At 47.7% G+C, this 17,601-nt stretch carries 13 protein-coding genes; 1 reads left to right on the top strand and 12 read right to left on the bottom strand.

What is annotated here, in order from left to right; all coding sequences use genetic code 11:
- Positions 1-28: 28 nt before the first annotated feature.
- From ARB69_RS16005 to ARB69_RS15960, 10 genes are all read right to left on the bottom strand, one after another.
- On the bottom strand, positions 29-1,147 hold the full coding sequence (locus ARB69_RS16005) for a glycosyltransferase (RefSeq protein WP_055154218.1): 1,119 nt from the start codon (positions 1,145-1,147) through the stop codon (positions 29-31).
- Complete coding sequence (locus tag ARB69_RS16000) at positions 1,144-2,538, bottom strand: O-antigen ligase family protein (protein WP_055154216.1); 1,395 nt, start codon at positions 2,536-2,538, stop codon at positions 1,144-1,146. The genes ARB69_RS16005 and ARB69_RS16000 overlap by 4 nt, the downstream gene beginning before the upstream one ends.
- A 30-nt stretch (positions 2,539-2,568) precedes the next feature.
- The gene (locus ARB69_RS15995; RefSeq protein WP_055154214.1) at positions 2,569-3,654 is read right to left on the bottom strand and encodes a glycosyltransferase family 2 protein; all 1,086 of its coding nucleotides are present in this window, start codon (positions 3,652-3,654) and stop codon (positions 2,569-2,571) included.
- Between the two features lie 16 nt (positions 3,655-3,670).
- Positions 3,671-4,894: a glycosyltransferase family 4 protein gene (locus ARB69_RS15990; RefSeq protein WP_055154212.1), complete on the bottom strand. Its 1,224-nt coding sequence runs from the start codon at positions 4,892-4,894 to the stop codon at positions 3,671-3,673.
- Positions 4,895-4,907: 13 nt separating this feature from the next.
- Positions 4,908-5,603 (bottom strand): sugar transferase, encoded by a 696-nt coding sequence (locus ARB69_RS15985; RefSeq protein WP_050642647.1) that lies wholly within the window; start codon positions 5,601-5,603, stop codon positions 4,908-4,910.
- A gap of 177 nt (positions 5,604-5,780) precedes the next feature.
- Entirely contained in the window at positions 5,781-6,983 is a 1,203-nt protein-coding gene (locus tag ARB69_RS15980) for a DegT/DnrJ/EryC1/StrS family aminotransferase (protein ID WP_055154211.1), read from the bottom strand.
- A gap of 20 nt (positions 6,984-7,003) precedes the next feature.
- A complete protein-coding gene (locus ARB69_RS15975; RefSeq protein WP_050642649.1) occupies positions 7,004-9,013 on the bottom strand; it encodes a polysaccharide biosynthesis protein in 2,010 nt (669 codons plus the stop codon).
- A 26-nt stretch (positions 9,014-9,039) separates the two neighbouring features.
- Complete coding sequence (locus ARB69_RS15970) at positions 9,040-10,767, bottom strand: LCP family protein (RefSeq protein ID WP_242857616.1); 1,728 nt, start codon at positions 10,765-10,767, stop codon at positions 9,040-9,042.
- 147 nt (positions 10,768-10,914) lie between these two features.
- Positions 10,915-13,071 (bottom strand): protein translocase subunit SecD, encoded by a 2,157-nt coding sequence (secD, locus tag ARB69_RS15965; protein WP_055154209.1) that lies wholly within the window; start codon positions 13,069-13,071, stop codon positions 10,915-10,917.
- A 71-nt stretch (positions 13,072-13,142) separates the two neighbouring features.
- Positions 13,143-13,688 carry a hypothetical protein gene (locus ARB69_RS15960; RefSeq protein WP_055154207.1) on the bottom strand — a complete coding sequence of 182 codons (546 nt, stop codon included), beginning with the start codon at positions 13,686-13,688 and terminating at the stop codon, positions 13,143-13,145.
- A 596-nt stretch (positions 13,689-14,284) separates the two neighbouring features.
- Here ARB69_RS15960 and ARB69_RS15955 point away from each other — a divergent pair.
- Positions 14,285-14,770 (top strand): AAA family ATPase, encoded by a 486-nt coding sequence (locus ARB69_RS15955; protein WP_050642652.1) that lies wholly within the window; start codon positions 14,285-14,287, stop codon positions 14,768-14,770.
- A gap of 458 nt (positions 14,771-15,228) precedes the next feature.
- On the opposite strand, the gene ARB69_RS15950 is transcribed toward ARB69_RS15955, so the two are convergent.
- Both ARB69_RS15950 and ARB69_RS15945 read right to left on the bottom strand, forming a co-directional pair.
- Entirely contained in the window at positions 15,229-16,500 is a 1,272-nt protein-coding gene (locus ARB69_RS15950) for a dicarboxylate/amino acid:cation symporter (RefSeq protein WP_055154205.1), read from the bottom strand.
- On the bottom strand, positions 16,500-17,531 hold the full coding sequence (locus tag ARB69_RS15945; protein ID WP_055154203.1) for an SDR family oxidoreductase: 1,032 nt from the start codon (positions 17,529-17,531) through the stop codon (positions 16,500-16,502). Before ARB69_RS15945 ends, ARB69_RS15950 begins: the two co-directional genes overlap by 1 nt.
- Positions 17,532-17,601 lie beyond the last annotated feature (70 nt).

Raw genomic sequence — 17,601 nt, 5'->3', positions numbered from 1 at the left:
TTCCGCAGACCCGCCCGCAGGGCATGAGTTATGGGGTGCCCTTTGGGTATAATATTCCTCTCAGAACAGCCTTCTGGGCATTAAGGTCAAATAAACAGCTGTCCATATCTATTTTCACGTTATTTCGGTCATATTCCCTGTGAGCTAATATAAATTCTGCCCATTTATCAGCACCTGCGCTTAACGGAAGAAAATAACACTCCCTGCTGATCTTTGCCTCTTCGGGCACACCACTGCTTAATACACAGCGCAGCCCCGCAGCCTGTGCTTCCAGACTGATCATGGAAAGACCCTCAAAATGAGACGGAAGAACAAAAAAATCCATGCCCTGAAGAAGCCTGTCCACATCATTCCTCCAGCCCGTCAAACGCACCGCGCTTTCCAGCCCATACTGCCGCACTTTCTTTTTTATGATTTCCATTTCCTCTCCTGCTCCGATCAGCAGAAGAACGGCCTTGGAATCTTTTTTATAGATTTCCCGGAATACTTCCAGAAGAAACCCATGATTTTTCACATAGGTAAACGTACCAGCATGACCGACCACGAAAGAGTCCTCTATTTGTAGTTCCCTTCTCACGTCATCCCTGATGTGTTGATTAAATGTATATTTTTGGGTATCAATTCCACTCACTACTACATGAAAACGATTCGAATCCACGATTCTTTTCGGAAATGCCCACTCTCCGGCCAGTCTGGAAGCACCGTAGAACTCGGTGCCTGTCCGGTACAAAAACAGTCTGCATATTTTATGAATGCAGTTAAAGACCAGTCGTTTCAGTGAATTTGCACAGTCATTCCCACTGGCATGGCAATGCAGGACCCGTTTCTCTACCATGCACTTTCTTGCTGCCAGAGCTGCCACACAATCTATTGCCGTAGATATATTTAAATAAACGATATCATAGTGGTTATTCCGGATCAAATGGCACACCTTTGCATACTGTTTAAAAGGGTGGCGCAGGCTGGGAATCTCAAATAAACGGGAATGATACTTTTCGAGCCGCTGCCGCAGCCCCTCATCGATATGGTTGGTAAGGAAATCCATCTGCACATCCTCTCCCCCGGCGGTTTCCAGAAAATTAAGCAGATATCCATCAATCCCTCCGCCTGTACCATCCATAATAAATCCAATTAAAACCTTTTTCATTTTGCCTCTTCCTTATGCCCTGTTTGTAGCAGGGCAATGAAATATCCAAAGCACAGCCAAAAACAAAATGTCTCCGGTGAATTCACATAAAAGATCGTGGAAAGCACCGTGGCCGCCGCCGAAATAGAAACCATTACCGTGAAAACAGCCACCGCAGGTCTGAAGATATCAGGTGGCGCTCCCTTTACCTTTCTCTTCATATACAACAGCGTATTAACCATGAGCCATATAAGCGCTGCTATGCCCAAAGCGCCCTGTGCCGTAGCCGTATCCACCACCATGCTGTGCATAGAGTCATATTTGATACCCAAAGAATTCTTCACAAGATATGTTTCCGGAAACCGGTCCTCTGCAAATTCCGTAATATTGCGGTAACTGGCGCCGTATACCGGAGATGCCTTTATGATCTCAAGACCGCTTTCCCAAATTCCCATTCTGCCATTACTAAGGTCATGCGCAAGATCGGCTTTCCGCCCGATCGCTTTCCTTCCTGAGTTGCTCTTCTTTGGAATATTTTTCTTTGCCCTGTGCACTGCTTCTATTTTTTTATCTACAGTATTATAGACCTGTTTAAATCCCATGGTTCCCGCAACTGCTGCCAATCCGATCACCAGCGCCGCAGCGAACGCTGCCGCAGCCCTTCCTTTGAATCTTCCAAACCGGCGGTACAGACAGAGACCTGCCATTACAAACAGACCGGCAGCCAGAGCGACCTCCCCAGTTCTGGAATCGGAAAATACAAGAAACAGGAACTGCACCATGATACTGAATACCCAGAAAACTTGCCCGGCTTTCCTTTTGGATATCCAGAAAAGATAAACTGCCAGAAATACTGCCGCCAGCGCGATAACAGATCCCCTATTGGGTTCGTCATAGATTCCCCAAAGCCGTCCCCAGTTGAATCCTACGATGTGCTCTGTCCCCAGAGGGTCTGTATATCCCATATTCCTGCCCCAATACACCATAGAAAGGCTGATTATATGAACAACGGTACAGTAGACAACATACACCGCCGCCGTAATTTTCAATTCCTTCAATACCTCTTCCCTGCTATACGTGCAGGTCGGTATATATATAATAAACAAAGAGATAAACATCCATACAAGGCCTTCTATATTCTCCAGATATCCATACCTTATATTCATAACCGCACTGAATACCGCGCTCAGCAAGAACGCAGCCAGGGGCCAAAGATTCGGAACCTTCAGATAAAGCCGGTAATCCTTCAGCATCCAAAGCCCCAGCACCGCTCCCCAGACCGCCGATAAAATCGTCGCATACTTCATCCATACAGTCCCGTTTACAAAGGCATTGAAAGCCAGCAGTAAATAAATCATATAATACATCTTAAATATAAAAAGTACCTGTTTAAATCTCTTATTCTCTGTCATAATTCTCCTTGCAGTTATTTTTAAAACACGTTAACGTCCTGATTTCACCCTCGAATAAACCATAGGCAGAAATCTCCTTACCATATAGATTCCCCTCCCCATCATCAAACATGGGATTGCTTTCTTCCAGCGGAACAGCATCAGTGCAGTCCGAAGCGTCACACTTTCCTTGGCCCGTGCCATCGGTATCAATTCATTGAACAGGCCCTGGGCAAACACCCCCTTACACCACTTATACCTTTGTGCATGATTCATTCCTGAACGCCTGTCACAGTTTCTTTCCAGAGCGGAAAGAATATACCTTGCATACAGGCTCCCCAGAATACTCCTGACTTCTTCCGTACAGATCCCCCAGTAGGAAAACTGGTCAAACAGCATCTCAATCCGCTGCCTGTGGAGTTTAAAATAATCCGGTACAAACTTATTCGTCAGATTCGCTTCCATCCTTTTGCCGTAATGATACGGCACAATGGACAGAATATTCAATCTTTCTATATCCATAAAATATTTAACATTAAAGACGATATCCTCGATCAGCCTGACATTTTCATAATCCAGCTTCAGCTCCCGGATATAGGAAAGCAGATAAAACTTGTTCCAGGCATACCCATACAGTGTCTGTTGTTCCAGCTCTATTATATGGGGCCGGAATTCTTCAGCAGACCGGTAATAATGTTCTTCCGGGCAGATAGGATGTGTATATTGGAGATGCCCCTTCTTATCATAGTATTCTTCAATATGACCGAACAGCACTGCCTGCGCGGGATTTTTCTCGATAGAGGCATACACTTGCGCCAGCAGGGCAGGATCCACATAATCATCCGGATCCATAAACCAGATGTATTCTCCGCGGGCCGCTCTGGTTCCGGTATTGCGTGCTGCGCTCAACCCCCTGTTCACCTCATGGCGTATCACCTGGATGCGGGAGTCCTCCGAGGCGTATTTTTCTGCAATCCTTCCGCTTCCATCCTTAGTACAGTCATCTACTACCAGGATCTCCCAATTGTCAAATGTCTGATTCTGTATGCTTTGAATCGCTCTGTCTATATATTTCTCCACGCCGTACGCAGGCATAACGATGGAAAAATAAGGCGTTTTTGCCTCTTTTATATCCATAAATGTACCTCTCAATTTAGTTCTTTTCTGTCAGTTCCCTGATTAACTCTTCTATCTTTCTGTATGATTTGGGCCTGTCAAACTGTTCCTCCGCAATCTTTCTTGCTTTTTCCCCCATTTCCAGGCGCTTTTCTTCATTCTCATACAAGTCTTCGATCGCATCCGCCAGAATCTTGACATCCTCCGGTTCGATATTTACGCCAAAGCCGTCCGCCTCTACTTTTCTTCTGAATTCAGGACTCATGCATGTATTAATCATTGCCCTGCCGGCGGCAAGATAATCACCGATCTTGGTAACAATGCTTTGCGGAGCCTTTCTTACAAAAGAATTGACCAGAATATCCGACTTTTTCAGATAAGCTGCCATTTTATCATAGGGTGCATAACCAACAAATTCTACATTGTAGATCTGGCGTTCCCGCGCCAGCGCTTCCAACTCATCTTTCATCGGGCCGCCGCCCAGTATCTTGATCCGGATATTCTGCCTGCCTCTTCCTGCCAGTTCTTCCGCAGCCAGCACCATGGTACGGATGTCATAGCTGGTTCCGATTGTGCCGGCATAGCTCACCCAGAACTCATGTTCTGTCTTTGCAACCAGAGCGTCATTCTCCTCGGCGCCTTTATCAAATTCTGAGATCTCGTTGCCTACATAAACCGTGGCCTTAGGCACTTCCCTCTTCTGATTCTGAAACGGCCTGTCTCTATATTCATCCGATGTGCCGATGACTCCCGATACCAGGGAATAGACCTTTTCTGCATCTCTCTGCAGTGGATGGAATAAAATAGAACTGACCACGGGAATATCCAGCACCATCCGCATGGCCTCCGGCCAAAGGTCGTTTACATCGGCCACAAAAGGAATGCCCCGCCGCTTCGCATATTCGGCTGCCGCCAGCGCCACATCATTGGGCGGAATTTCCGCATAGAGAAGATCATAATCCCCTTCCTTCTCCAGCAGCGCCGTCAGATTCTTTGCTGCGATCTTATGGCTGCGGATTCTTTTCAGATCCACATTTTTCTTGTATCCCGGCTCATATATAAACTTGATACCGAACTGGTAATCCTCTTTTTTAATCTTTTCCATATCCCGCTGGGCTTTTTCCCAATGCTGGAATGTGGTCGTGATCAAATCCACCTGATATCCCGATTTTGTCAGAAAATCGCAAAGGTAGCGGAATCGGGTATAGCCCTTTTCTCCATCCAGTCTTACCCCCATTGTAATGACTGCTATCTTCTTCATCGTATATCCCCCTCTACTTTATCACTGCCAGTACTGTATCTATCATTACCCTGATATCTCCCCAGAAATGAAAGTTCTGGAGATACTGCAGGTTATGTTTCATTTTCACGGGAAGTATATGATCCACATATACTTCATCCACCGATTTCCCCGTCTCCCTCAGATATTTTTCCATCATCAAATCCTCATCCTTGAAGATAATACTGGTACGGGATGTGATTCCTGCGGGAAGGAGAAGCGTTGCCATCATCTCATCGGTATATTGCTCCACATACTTTCTTACTTCCGGCCTGGTTCCAACAAAAGACATGTCCCCGGTTAGTACATTAAAAAGCTGCGGCAGCTCATCCAGCCTGCATTTGCGGAGCATCTTTCCTGCCCTTGTGATGCGGCTGTCCGCCTTGCCGGTGACTAAAGGCCCCTTTTGATCCGCATCTGCAACCATAGTCCTGAACTTGAAAATACGATATGGTTTCCCATATCGTGTAATCCGCTCCTGTCTGTAAAAGACAGGCCCTCTGCTGTCCAATTTTATCCATAGTCCAAGCACAGCCATGACCGGTGCTAAAACAACGGTCAAAACCACTGCAAAAAGAAGATCCATGATGCGTTTCATACACAGACTGAACTTCTTTTTTTTCAATTTATCATAATAAGGCCGGAGTGTCTTGTTCTTCATCGAATCCGGCAGCTGTTCCCATCTGATCATTCTTTTTACTCCTGATTGTAAGAATAACGGCTGCTACGCCCTGTCATAACATTCCTATACACCTGTTACTGTTACACCCTGCGGGCGTGCACAGTAGCATACATCTTTCATCATGTCCCAAGTCCCGAAGGGCTCTTAACATTGGATCTCTATTCTATCGTAATGCTATATCCGCGCTCATAGCAGCGCCCGAAATGTATCGGATACATACTGCACCTGTTCATCAGTCAGGCAGGTATGAAGCGGAAGCGTAATTTCATTTTCAAACTGTGCATAAGCATTCGGAAAGTCCTGTATGTCAAATCCCATCTTCTTATAAGCGGTCAGCATCGGAAGTGGTTTGTAATGGACATTGGACGCAATTCCAGCTTCTGCCAATTCTGTTATAATATTGTTACACTCTTCACGTGATTTGTCAAGCGCACGTACAAGATATAGGTGTCCACTGGACTGATGATGCTCTCCATAGTGTGTCAGCACCTGCACCGGGCTTTCTACCAGCCCCTCATCATACATGCCGATGATTTTTTTTCTTCTCTCCAGAATCTCCGGATACCGCTCCAGCTGCACCAGTCCTATAGCCGCCATAATATCCGTCATGTTGCACTTATAATAAGGCGCCACAACATCGTATTCCCAAGCACCTGCCTGTGTTTTTGCCAGAGCATCCTTGGACTGCCCGTGAAGGGAAAGAAGCATATATTCCCTGTATAGTCCTTCCGCGTCCAGACCTGCCTTCTGCAATGTATCGGACCAGGTCACCGCCCCGCCTTCGGCTGTAGTCAGGTTTTTAACTGCATGAAATGAAAAACAGGTGAAATCCGCAATCTCTCCGCATTTTTTGCCCTCCCTGCGCGCGCCAAATGCATGCGCGGCGTCTGCCATCACAAGAATACGGCCAAGCGCTTCCTGCCGCTCATTAGCCGGCCGGTAGATCTGTTTTTTTTCTTCGGCAATACGGAAGATTTCATCGTATCTGCTGTAAATAATGCCGGCCAGATCCACGCATATAATTGCTTTTGTGCGTTCCGTCACCGCCTCCGCCGCTTTCTCTGGATCCATTTCATAGGATCCGGGCAGCGTATCCACTAAAACAGGAACTGCCCCCACATGGCAGATACAGCTGCAGGTAGCCGTATACGTGTATGCAGTCGTAATCACTTCGTCTCCTGCTCCAATTCCCATCACGCGGAGTGTCATCTCCATACAGGCGGTAGCGGAATTCAGGCAGGCAGCCTTACGTGTACCGCAGTATTCCGCGATTCTGCGTTCGAATTCCTTGGTCCGCGGCCCGGTAGTGATCCAGCCGCTTTGCAGGGTCTTCGCAACCTCTGTAATTTCTTCTTCGGTAATATCCGGTGGTGAAAATGGTACCTTCATATTTTGTGCCTTCTTTCCTGTTATGATAGGTTTTTTCTGGATTTGGGACTGTCTGTCCGTATATCTGCATCCGCAATCCCTCTGTCCAAAAAAGCGCTGGGCAGTTTGGAACGGGTGTCTGAAAAATCTTTATTCCATCCGGCCTGTATCTGCTGATCCCTGATAATATCTGCATCCCGCAGATGATAGGTCGGAACAATCTTGTGGACAATATATTTCATACGGTCGGTCTCCGCATATGCCTCACGATATAAATCCTCCAGATCGTTTAAAAATTCTTCTTCATCAAATTCAATCGGCTTTCCGATGTGTATTTTTTCATTTTCCGTATTCTCCAGACCTTCTTCTGCCATCAGAAGTTCTTCATATAACTTCTCTCCCGGCCGCAGTCCGGTATACTTAATTTCAATATCCATTCCAAGTGTATAGCCCGACAGCCGGATCAGGTTCTTTGCCAGATCCACAATCTTCACCGGCTGGCCCATATCCAGCACAAAGATTTCTCCGCCCTTAGCGCTGGCCCCTGCCTGCAGAACCAGTGAGACGGCCTCCGGAATCGTCATGAAATAGCGGATAATATCCGGGTGGGTCACGGTAACCGGCCCGCCTGCTTCAATTTGTTTCTTAAACAGCGGAATCACGCTTCCGTTGCTGCCCAGCACGTTTCCAAAACGCACTGCAACATACTCTGTCTTTGAACGGTTGTTAAAGGCCTGGATAATCATCTCGCACATCCGCTTGGAGGCGCCCATAATGTTTGTCGGATTAACCGCCTTATCCGTAGAAATAAGCACAAATTTATCAACACCGTACCTGTCCGCCGCAAGCGCTACCTTATAAGTTCCAAAGACGTTATTTTTGATCGCCTCATTGGGACTGTCCTCCATCAGCGGTACGTGCTTGTGCGCGGCCGCATGATAGACAATATCGGGACGGTACTGGGCAAAAACACTATTCACCTTTCTTCCGTTTCTGACCGATCCGATCAGCACCACAAGATCCAGATACGGAAATTTTGCTTTCAGTTCCTGCTGGATATCATAGGCATTGTTTTCGTAGATATCAAAAATAATCAGCTGTTTTACACCGTTTGCCGCTATCTGGCGGCACAGCTCGCTTCCAATGCTTCCGCCTCCGCCTGTCACCAGTACCACCTTGCCGGACACATACCGCCCGATTTTCTCCGTCGTAATTCGAATCGGATCTCTTCCCAACAAGTCTTCAATCTCTACATTGCGCAGTTTTGATACACTGACTTCTCCATTTACCAGCTGGTATACGCCGGGAAGAATCTTCAGCTCACAGTCCGGCACCTTCTGGCAGATATCCAGGATTTTCTGCCGCTCCCGCTTATCTGCGCTTGGGATTGCAATGATGATTTCATTAATCCGGTATTTTTCCGCACTGTGCAGGATCTCTTCCCTGCCGCCCACTACCTTAACTCCGTGGATAAATGTACCTCGTTTTCTTGGATTATCATCGATTACACAGCAGATTTTTGCATCCAGCTCCGTACTAAGTTCCAGTTCTTTCATCACCACATTACAGGCCTCGCCGGCTCCGATAATCATGGTATTGCGCACATGCCTCCCGTGAATATTCCCCCGGTACAAGAGCCTTGCCAGCCTGTATGAAAACCGGCTCAGGCAGGTAAGCAGAAACAAGGCAACAACATAAAGAGGAAAATATCCCCTGTATATGGTCCTGTAAGTGAGATAATAGGCCAGAATATTAAACAAAACCGATGCCAGGCAGGCTTCAATCACATATACCAGTTCTTTGATACTCGCAAATCTCCAAAGGCTTGTATATAATCTGCAGGCAGCAAAGATCACAACGGTCACAATCGTATTAACTACGACCAGATCCAGCACAGAGGTGTAATATTCGGCAGGTATCTCACTGATCTGCATATTAAAGCGGATCCACAATGCCAGAAAGGAACTGGCATTGATAAATACGATATCCAAAACTACAAGCAATGCTTTATAGATAATCGAAAGATCCCACTTTTTTAACAGTTTCATCATATTCTTTTCCTCGGTATCTTAGAATTTTATTGTGCCACTTCAGAATCCGGCAGCGTTTCTCCTGCCTCCACTGCGTCAATGGCCTGTTTAATCTCGTTAATTGAATTCTGATCCGGCTGCGTTACATAGAGGATGCTTCCCGGAGAGGAATAGCATTCCTGATCATCCCCGGTTCCCGTTGCCGACATGGATTTGATATTCCATGCGGACGGCTGATTCAGCTGGCTCTTAATGAGCTCCTGAATCTGCTCCTGGGACATATTCGTGTCTACATTCCCGCTGATGCTGCTCAGAATACCGTTTGCGCCTGTCAGGATTGCCGGTGATATCGCCTTCTTGATCATCGCAGTGATGACGGCCTGCTGATTTCTTCCTCTCTGGAAGTCCCCGCCGTCTACATTCTGTCTCTCCCTGGAGAATGCCAGCGCCTGCTGTCCGTTAAAATGATTGACTCCCTGGGCCACATACATCTCAAGGCCTGAATCATAACTGGTGTTGAATTCCTGTTCCGAAACGACATCCACACCGCCGAGTGCATCCACCATCTGTACCAGGGATGTAAAGTTCACTCTTGCATAAAAGTCGATATCCGTATCGTACAGCTTCGCCAGCGTCGCCATTGATGCATCCACCCCGTAAATTCCTGCATGAGTTAGTTTATCCAGCTGTCCGCCCGAAATACCCGGAATCTCTACATAATAATCACGCGGCGTCGTTACAAGCAGGATCTGGTGCGTCGTCGGATTGACAACCGCAATGATATTCACATCGCTTCGGCTGTTAGTCTCAATCGCGCCAAATACATCGATTCCGCTTATATAGACTGTAAAACAGTCATCATCTACTTTTACGTCAGCTGCAGTATTCTCCAGCTTGCTTGTAATTTCATGGGTATAAATAATCTTTACGCTGTCGCTGTATCCTGTAAATGCCTCTTCCAAAATAGCCGTATAGGCATCGTTGTAAATGATCGCTTCCACAGCGCCGTCATGCAGCGCCTGCGCCTGCTCATTCAGGCTGCTGTATTCTACCGTCGAGATGCTGCTGCCCACTTCCTTATTGATGATATCCACCGTAGATTTCACATCGTCGCCCTTCATCGCGTATTGTACGCCGAAGTCGTAGCCGGATGCATCCTTGATGTTTTCTGCGGGGTCTTGCGCCAGTACAGCGACAACCATCTTATCGACTTTTTTATTGCCGCCGCTAATGTCCTTTACAGTGCCGTTTGTCTTAAATATATAATAGGATCCCAGGATCAGCACGATGGACATCAGCACGCTCAGCACTTTTCCGGCAATCGCTTTTTTCTTAGATATCAGCTGGCTTGAAAGCGGAAGTACCCAAAGTAATACAAGGACCGCAATAATAATCCCCAGATATTTCATGGGCAGCATATTCAAAACAAACAATGCGGCTATAAACACCAGCGTTACAGCCAGCTGAACTGCGCAGAGTACGAGCCCTACCTGTCTGCTCACTTTGTTTGGCGCCGGATGCCTGCCGGAATTGCCTTTTTTGCCGTTACCTGTTCCCCCGGAGGGTCTGCCGCCGTTCGCCGCATTCCTGCTGCCGGCGCTTCCCGGCCTTGCAGCTTTGCTCTTACCATTGCCGCTTTTGCCTCCTTTGGCCACAGATTTGGCCGGATTCCCCTGTACCGTCTTTTTCTGCTTTTCTTCCATTCTGCGGCGCTGTCTGGCCTGCTCTCTCCTGTACGCCTCTCTTTCGCTATCGCTCATTTTATTCTGGCCCATCGGTATGCCCCTTCCATTTCTTTATCTTATTTCAATAATTTATATACTTTCTATATGCAAAACTAAGTTACATACCAAAACATAATAGCATTTTTCAACATTTTTCGCAACAGGATGGAAACTTATTAATATTATATTACGCAAATATTAAGATTTTTTCCGTTCCTTCCAGGTAACCCAGACCGCTCCGGCTACGCAGATTGAGGAATAGCAGCCGCTGATCATACCGATCAGCATAGGAAGTGCAAATATTTTAATAGATTCTATATTATAAATGATTGCAAACACCAGCACAATTGCCACGCACAGCACCGTGGTAAACGCCGTATTAACAGAACGCCCTAATGTTTCCGTTATACTCCTGTTCACAAGCGGAACCAGGCCTTCTTTTGTGTGGCCGCTCATATGCTCCCGTATTCTGTCGTACAGTACGATCGTATCGTTAATAGAATACCCGATTATTGTCAAAGTTACTGATACAAACGCATCATTTAAGGGTATTTTACAAACTCCGAATACCAGAAATACAATGAAAACGTCATGCAGAAGAGCAATCACTCCCGACACTCCCGCAGAAAAGCCCGACAGCGCGGAAAAACGCAGTCTGATATACACAACAATAAACAGAGCGGCCAAAACGATGGCAATTGCAGAATTTTTCAGAGCCCTGGCTCCGATATATGGTTCCACCGCATAGGTTTCCGATGACTGATAGTTTAATTCCGGCTGAACTGCCTGCAATTGCTGCAGCACCTTTTCCTGCTCCTGGGGTGAAATACCCTGATTGCCTCCCAGATTCAAAACCAGCTTCTCCTGCCCCGACACAAAATCCTCTCCCGCCTGGGCGCTGACAGGACGATCTAATACGCCTTCGACTGCCTTGGCAGCTTTTTCCGTATCCGGCGTGCCCTCACAGGTATATTTTAAAATTACCCCGCCGGTAAACTGTGTATCCAGCGTTACACCCCTCACCGCGCTTATAATGCTTCCGGCCACCAGCACGGATACCGTAAATATCAGGATAGCTTTACGCTTGCCGAGAAAGTCGATCACTTTCCGTTCCTTTTTTACACGGAACAGTTTGAGCTTCTGGAATCCCGGATAAAGAATCACAGAACTCAGCATGACCCTGGAAAGCCATACGCCTGCTGCCAGATTGATCAGTACCCCCGTCAGCAGAGTATAGCCAAAACTCAGCATGGTACCCGAGCCAAAAATCATCAGGATCACCGCCACTGCCGCGGTCGTCACATTTCCGTCCAGTACGGAAGAAAAAGCATTCTTATAGCCGCGCCGCACTGCCGTCCGGATACTGGAGCCTTTCTGCAGCTCCTCCCCGATCCGCTCGCTGATGATCACATTTGCATCCACCGCCATTCCCAGGGACAGGATGAGCCCTGCAATCCCGGGCAGTGTTAAGGTATACTGGGGCACAGACAAAGCCAGAACCTGAAGGCTCATCTGAAATACCAGCGCCAGGCAGGCGATCGTCCCCGGAAGCCGGTAATATAAAATCATAAAAATGCAGACCAGAATGAAGGCCGTGGCCGCAGCCGTTGTCATCGCTTTAAGAGCCCCGCTTCCCAACGTCGGGCTGATGGTATTATAGTTCGTCGTCTTCAAAGAGAACGGCAGCGCCCCCGCATTAATTTTTTCAGACAGCGTTTCCGCCTCTTCCTGAGAACCCATGCCATTGATCACGGCTTGCCCGCCTTTGATTGCTTCCCTGACCACTGGATTGGATATCTGTTCCTCATCCATATAAATGCCCATGGACTGTCCGACCAGCTTCTCCGTGGCATCTGCAAAGTCTTCTGCCCCCTGCTTATCAAATTCAAGAGACACTTCATACTCTCCTGTCTGCTTGTTCTTAACCACACTGCTGTCCGCAACATTTTTGCCTTCTACCAGAACATTCCCCTGTGAGTCCCTGAAGGTCAGCTTCGCAGTCTCACCCAGTTCAGCAATGGCAGCCTCCGGATTGAATGTTTTCTCATCCGACTTCCATGGAAACCGTACAATAATATTCCCATGCTCCTTGTCTGCAGTTACCTCCCTGTCCAAAATATTCTGCGCATCCAGCCGGTTTTCTATCACCGTTCTCGCCGCATCCAGATCCTCTGCGGACGGAGTCTCTGTCACACCCTCCGGCTCAAAGACCGCTTCCACACCGCCCCGTATATCAATCCCAAAACGCATATCCACCGCACCCTTAAAATCACTGCCCAGTCCGAAAATGGCAGCATAAAGAAACACTGCGGTTACACACAGCACAATCCATATATTTCGTTTATGTTCTTTCAAAGTATTAGCCTCCTCTTATTCAACCAGATGATCCCCTGAGGATCCTCCCTATTTTCACTTATGAACACTCATTATGAAAAAGAATAAGAAAGCCGGCCCTTTTTCCCGTCCCGCTGCTGGATAATATGAACCTGAAGCATGGCATAATTCTGAAAACCCATGCAAAAAGACTGAACCGCAGACCACATCCTGCCATCCAGAAGAATTTGAAAAACACTTAATATAAGAAAGACTTCAACAAAAAACAAAGAAGGCTCCGCAGAATCCTCATCCATCCTGCCGCCGCGCATAAAAACCGTATCCTTCGCTTCCGAAGCAGGCATAAAATCCAAACTCCCCGTACGCAGGCTGTCTCCCCCGTCCATCCGCTGCCCCGCATACCCACATCCGCCAGCCCGGAATCCTTCTCCCAAACGCTCTGCACATGTATCGTTTCCCAAAACAGCTGCAGCAGACTGCAGCGCACCGCTCCCTTCATTCCGACAGCCCGCCCGAAATCCGCCAACGCTCTCCAAAGCCGCAAAAAACACCATACAAACAATCAAAACAACCACAGCCGCTCTCTGATTCCTGTTCTTCACGATGCCCTTCCCGCCTTTCCCGCCGATTTCTGTCACAGCCCCATTATAACCTCCCTCCCCTTTTATCACAACACCAAATTTCTAAAAATACAAGTCCCTCACATATCATTTATCCCCTCCTCAGAAGACAAAGCAACACCAAAGAAACACACATAAGCCTCTCCCGGATTTACTCCCTCCTTAGAAATTAAATCCTACCGCCCGGATGCACCAGCTGAGAAAAAGGGGAGGAAGGTTTCTGCCGGGGCTGTATATGCCGTTTCGGAAGCCTTAAAGTCCGTACTAGAATCCGTTGAAGAAAAAGCGGGAAAAACAGAGGGCGGAATTTGATGTCCGTATCAAATTCCGAGGCGGCCTAAGACCCGAAATTATCAAATTTCGGGTTGCATGCCGCTGATCCCTCTGTTTTTCCCGCTTTTTCTTCTACGGATTCTTAGCGGACGGCCGGTTTCCGAAACGGCATATACAGCCCCGGCAGAAACCTTCCTCCCCTTTTTCTCAGCGTCCCCCACCCGCGAATACTAAGATTTCTAAGCAATAAAATCTACACTTTTCCGCACATCAGTGTTATAATAAGGAAACACATAGACCCATAAGCCAAACCCAAGTGTATACACGAAGGAGGAAAAACTATGAAATTAATAATTACAATGAGCCGCCGTTTTGGTACCGGAGCAAGTATCATTGCAAATGAGCTGTCCCAGCGACTGAACATCCCGGTATACGACAAAGCCTACATTGAACATACAATAGATGACAAAATGTACGACTCAGAAGCCGAAGCAATCCGTGAACTTGCCAAAAGCCCCTGCATCATCCTCGGCCGCTGCGCATCCGACATTCTGAAAGACCGTCTAAACGTCCTGAATATTTTCGTCTGCGCAGACAAAGAAGACCGTATATCCCGCATCATGGAGCTGGAATCCCTCACCCACGAGGAAGCCAAAGAAAAAGTCGAGAGTACCGACAAAGAAAGAGCCGCCTACTACTACGAACACACCGGCAAAACCTGGGGTGATGTAAACGACTACCACATGATCCTGGACACCTCCGAACTAGGAGTAGAAAACTGCGCCGACATCCTGATGCATTACTTCGAAAAACTAGAGTACATATAAACAAAATATTTAACCGCCTGAAAAAAGCTATCCATTATAGCTTCACAGCCCTGCCGAGTCCAGCACATCCCCCGTCCCCCAGTTCAATTCGCTTCTCCCACTCCCGCCAGGATGCACCAGCCCAGCGGACCGCAAGAGGAAGGATGCCCTGTGAGATGCGGGACGGAATGCGCGGCAAGGTCTGTGCTGTTTTGCAGGGCGTAGAGCAGGCTTACCAGCAGTAAGAGAAAAAAGACAGGATTGCAGAGATGGAAATTGCTCTCCAAAGCAATTTCCAAAGAGACCTGAGCCGCTTAAGCATCAGCTTAAGCGGTGAATGTCTCTGGTTCTCTGCAATCCTGTCTTTTTTCTCCTACTGCTGGTTCGCCTGCGGGTCGCCCTGCAAAACAGCACAGACCTTGCCGCGCATTCCGTCCCGCATCTCACAGGGCATCCTTCCTCTTGCGGTTCGCTGGGCGTCAAACTCCCCTCTCGAAGACCTCTCTGCGCAGTTCTTTATTCTGATGTGCCACGATAGTTGTGCAAACCGCATCCCCCGTTATGTTAACCGCCGTTCTCGTCATATCCAGTATCCTGTCAATGCCCATGATCAGTGCAATTCCCTCTACCGGAAGCCCGACCGCATTGAACACCATGGAGAGTGTAATCAGCCCGACGCTCGGTACTCCCGCCGTTCCGATTGACGCCAATGTAGCGGTTGCGATCACCGTAATATAATCCGCCGGCGACAGGCTGATTCCAAAGGCCTGGGACACAAAAACGACAGCCACTCCCTGCATGATTGCTGTTCCATCCATATTGATCGTTGCTCCGAGCGGTATCGTAAAGGAGGATATCTTTTTGGACACTCCCATTTTTTTATCCAGCGTTTCTATGGATAGCGGTATGGTAGCATTGGATGTTGCCGTAGAGAATGCAAATCCCATAACCGGCAGAAACTTCTTTACGAATTTAACAGGGTTCAGCCCTGTAAATATTTTCAGCAGGATCTGGTATACACCGAACCCCTGCAGCAGCAGCGCTAAAAATACCGCCGCCATATATTTGAGCATGGGAAGGAATGCATCGAATCCGATTCCGGCAAAGGTCTTTGCGATCAGGCAGAACACCCCGATCGGGGCGGCCTTCATCACCGCCATCGTCATATCCATCATCAGGTCATTGAACTGGGCAAAGAACTGAGAAACAGACGCTGCGCGCTCTCCTCTTTTCGCCAGCAGAATCCCCACAAATATAGCAAAGAATATAATCTGAAGCATATTCCCTTCCGCCAATCCCTGTATCGGATTTTTGGGAATTATTTCCAGGATAGTATCCGCAAAACTGACTGCCTCTGCAGCTGCTGTCTCTGTTTTTTCCACGCTGCTGATATCCAACCCCACTCCAGGATTGATCAGATTGCCGATCCCCAGTGCCAACGTGATCGCCGCTGCCGTAGTAAACAGATAAAAAATAATCGTCTTAACGCCCACCTTCCCGAGCGTCTTTGTATCCCCTATCGCCATACTGCCGCAGACAAGAGAGCAAAACACAAGCGGTACAACCAGCATCTGCATAGCCCTGAGAAATCCATTGCCGATCACATAAAAGATCCCGTTAATGATAACGGTATCTCTGGTATATCCTGCCGGCACCAGATAGTGGAGTATAATCCCTGCCGCCGCACCGAGCAGCAGACTGATGAAAATCAATGTCGTAAGACCAAATTTTTTCTTCTTTGTCTCTTCCATTAAATTTCCGCTCCTTCCTGCAGGTTAAGCTCCTGTAAATACTCTTTCAGTGCGGCTTGCCACGGTCCCGGCTCTTCAATTCCGCACATCCTAAGCATCATATTATCCAGAATGGTATACCTTATTCCGCAGTTTTCTGCGGATCCGCCCGTAGGGCATGCATTGCGGGGTACCCTTTGGGTATACCTTATTCCGCAGTTTTCTGCAGATCCGCCCGAAGTGCATGAGTTGCTGGATGCACTTTGGATATACGTGCTTCCACAGTTCTCTGTATACCTGCAAGGCTCTTGCCCAGGTTCTTCCAGTTCTACCGGTTCCAGCTTAACATCCTGTCTGCCCATGATCCGCAGTATCTCCTGCGCCAGTTCATAGCGGCTGCAGGACCCGCTGCAGACTGCATGGTAGATTCCCTCCTGCTCTTCCTTGATCAGACGCAGGATTACCTTGCACAGCTCCCTTGCGCTGGTGGGACATGCATATTCATTGATGGCAGCCTCGATAATGCCGCCATGTTGAACCTGCTCTATAATGGAATTTACAAAGTTATGCCCTTCCTTTCCATATACCCAGGAGCTTCTGATTATCAGATGCTTAGGCGCCAGTTCTTTGACGAAATTTTCCCCGGCAAGCTTTGATTTTCCATAGACCGTTCTCGGATTTGGCGTATCAAACTCGTGAAAACTCCTGCAGCTGTTATCCCAGAAAATATCATCTGTTGATATCTGAATGATCCTTGCATCAATTTTTCTGGCAATGGCGCTTAGGTTTCTCGCACCCAATGCGTTTACCTTGTAGGCCTGTTCTATATTATCCTCACATTCCTGTACATCCGTCATTCCCGCACAGTTAATAATTGTGTTCGGACGATTTCTGCTGCCAAACAAATTCACTTCAGCTGCACAGGTAATATCCAGTTCCTCCACATCTGTCTCCAGGAGTTCAACATCCCGCATATCCAGCATATTGTGTATCATCGTACCCACACGTCCGGCCGCGCCTGCAACCCAGATTTTCCCATAGTCGTATCCCATTCGCTCTTCTCCCTTCCGTAAAGTCCTCAATTGATTCCCAGCTGTACACTGTTCCTGTCATATCCACAAC

The organism is Faecalicatena contorta (assembly GCF_001404335.1).
GTDB lineage: Bacteria > Bacillota > Clostridia > Lachnospirales > Lachnospiraceae > Faecalicatena > Faecalicatena contortus_B.
Note: the sequence above shows the minus strand (reverse complement) of the source record. Positions and strands in the feature narration are given on the sequence as shown.

What these genes read in the sequence shown, in the direction of transcription:
- ARB69_RS15975 (WP_050642649.1), bottom strand. Translation starts at nt 9,013, where the DNA reads ATGATGAAACTGTTAAAAAAGTGGGATCTTTCGATTATCTATAAAGCA.
- ARB69_RS15955 (WP_050642652.1), top strand. Translation starts at nt 14,285, where the DNA reads ATGAAATTAATAATTACAATGAGCCGCCGTTTTGGTACCGGAGCAAGT.
- ARB69_RS15995 (WP_055154214.1), bottom strand. Translation starts at nt 3,654, where the DNA reads ATGGATATAAAAGAGGCAAAAACGCCTTATTTTTCCATCGTTATGCCT.
- ARB69_RS15990 (WP_055154212.1), bottom strand. Translation starts at nt 4,894, where the DNA reads ATGAAGAAGATAGCAGTCATTACAATGGGGGTAAGACTGGATGGAGAA.
- ARB69_RS16000 (WP_055154216.1), bottom strand. Translation starts at nt 2,538, where the DNA reads ATGACAGAGAATAAGAGATTTAAACAGGTACTTTTTATATTTAAGATG.
- ARB69_RS16005 (WP_055154218.1), bottom strand. Translation starts at nt 1,147, where the DNA reads ATGAAAAAGGTTTTAATTGGATTTATTATGGATGGTACAGGCGGAGGG.
- ARB69_RS15945 (WP_055154203.1), bottom strand. Translation starts at nt 17,531, where the DNA reads ATGGGATACGACTATGGGAAAATCTGGGTTGCAGGCGCGGCCGGACGT.
- ARB69_RS15950 (WP_055154205.1), bottom strand. Translation starts at nt 16,500, where the DNA reads ATGGAAGAGACAAAGAAGAAAAAATTTGGTCTTACGACATTGATTTTC.
- ARB69_RS15970 (WP_242857616.1), bottom strand. Translation starts at nt 10,767, where the DNA reads ATGGGCCAGAATAAAATGAGCGATAGCGAAAGAGAGGCGTACAGGAGA.
- ARB69_RS15985 (WP_050642647.1), bottom strand. Translation starts at nt 5,603, where the DNA reads ATGATCAGATGGGAACAGCTGCCGGATTCGATGAAGAACAAGACACTC.
- ARB69_RS15980 (WP_055154211.1), bottom strand. Translation starts at nt 6,983, where the DNA reads ATGAAGGTACCATTTTCACCACCGGATATTACCGAAGAAGAAATTACA.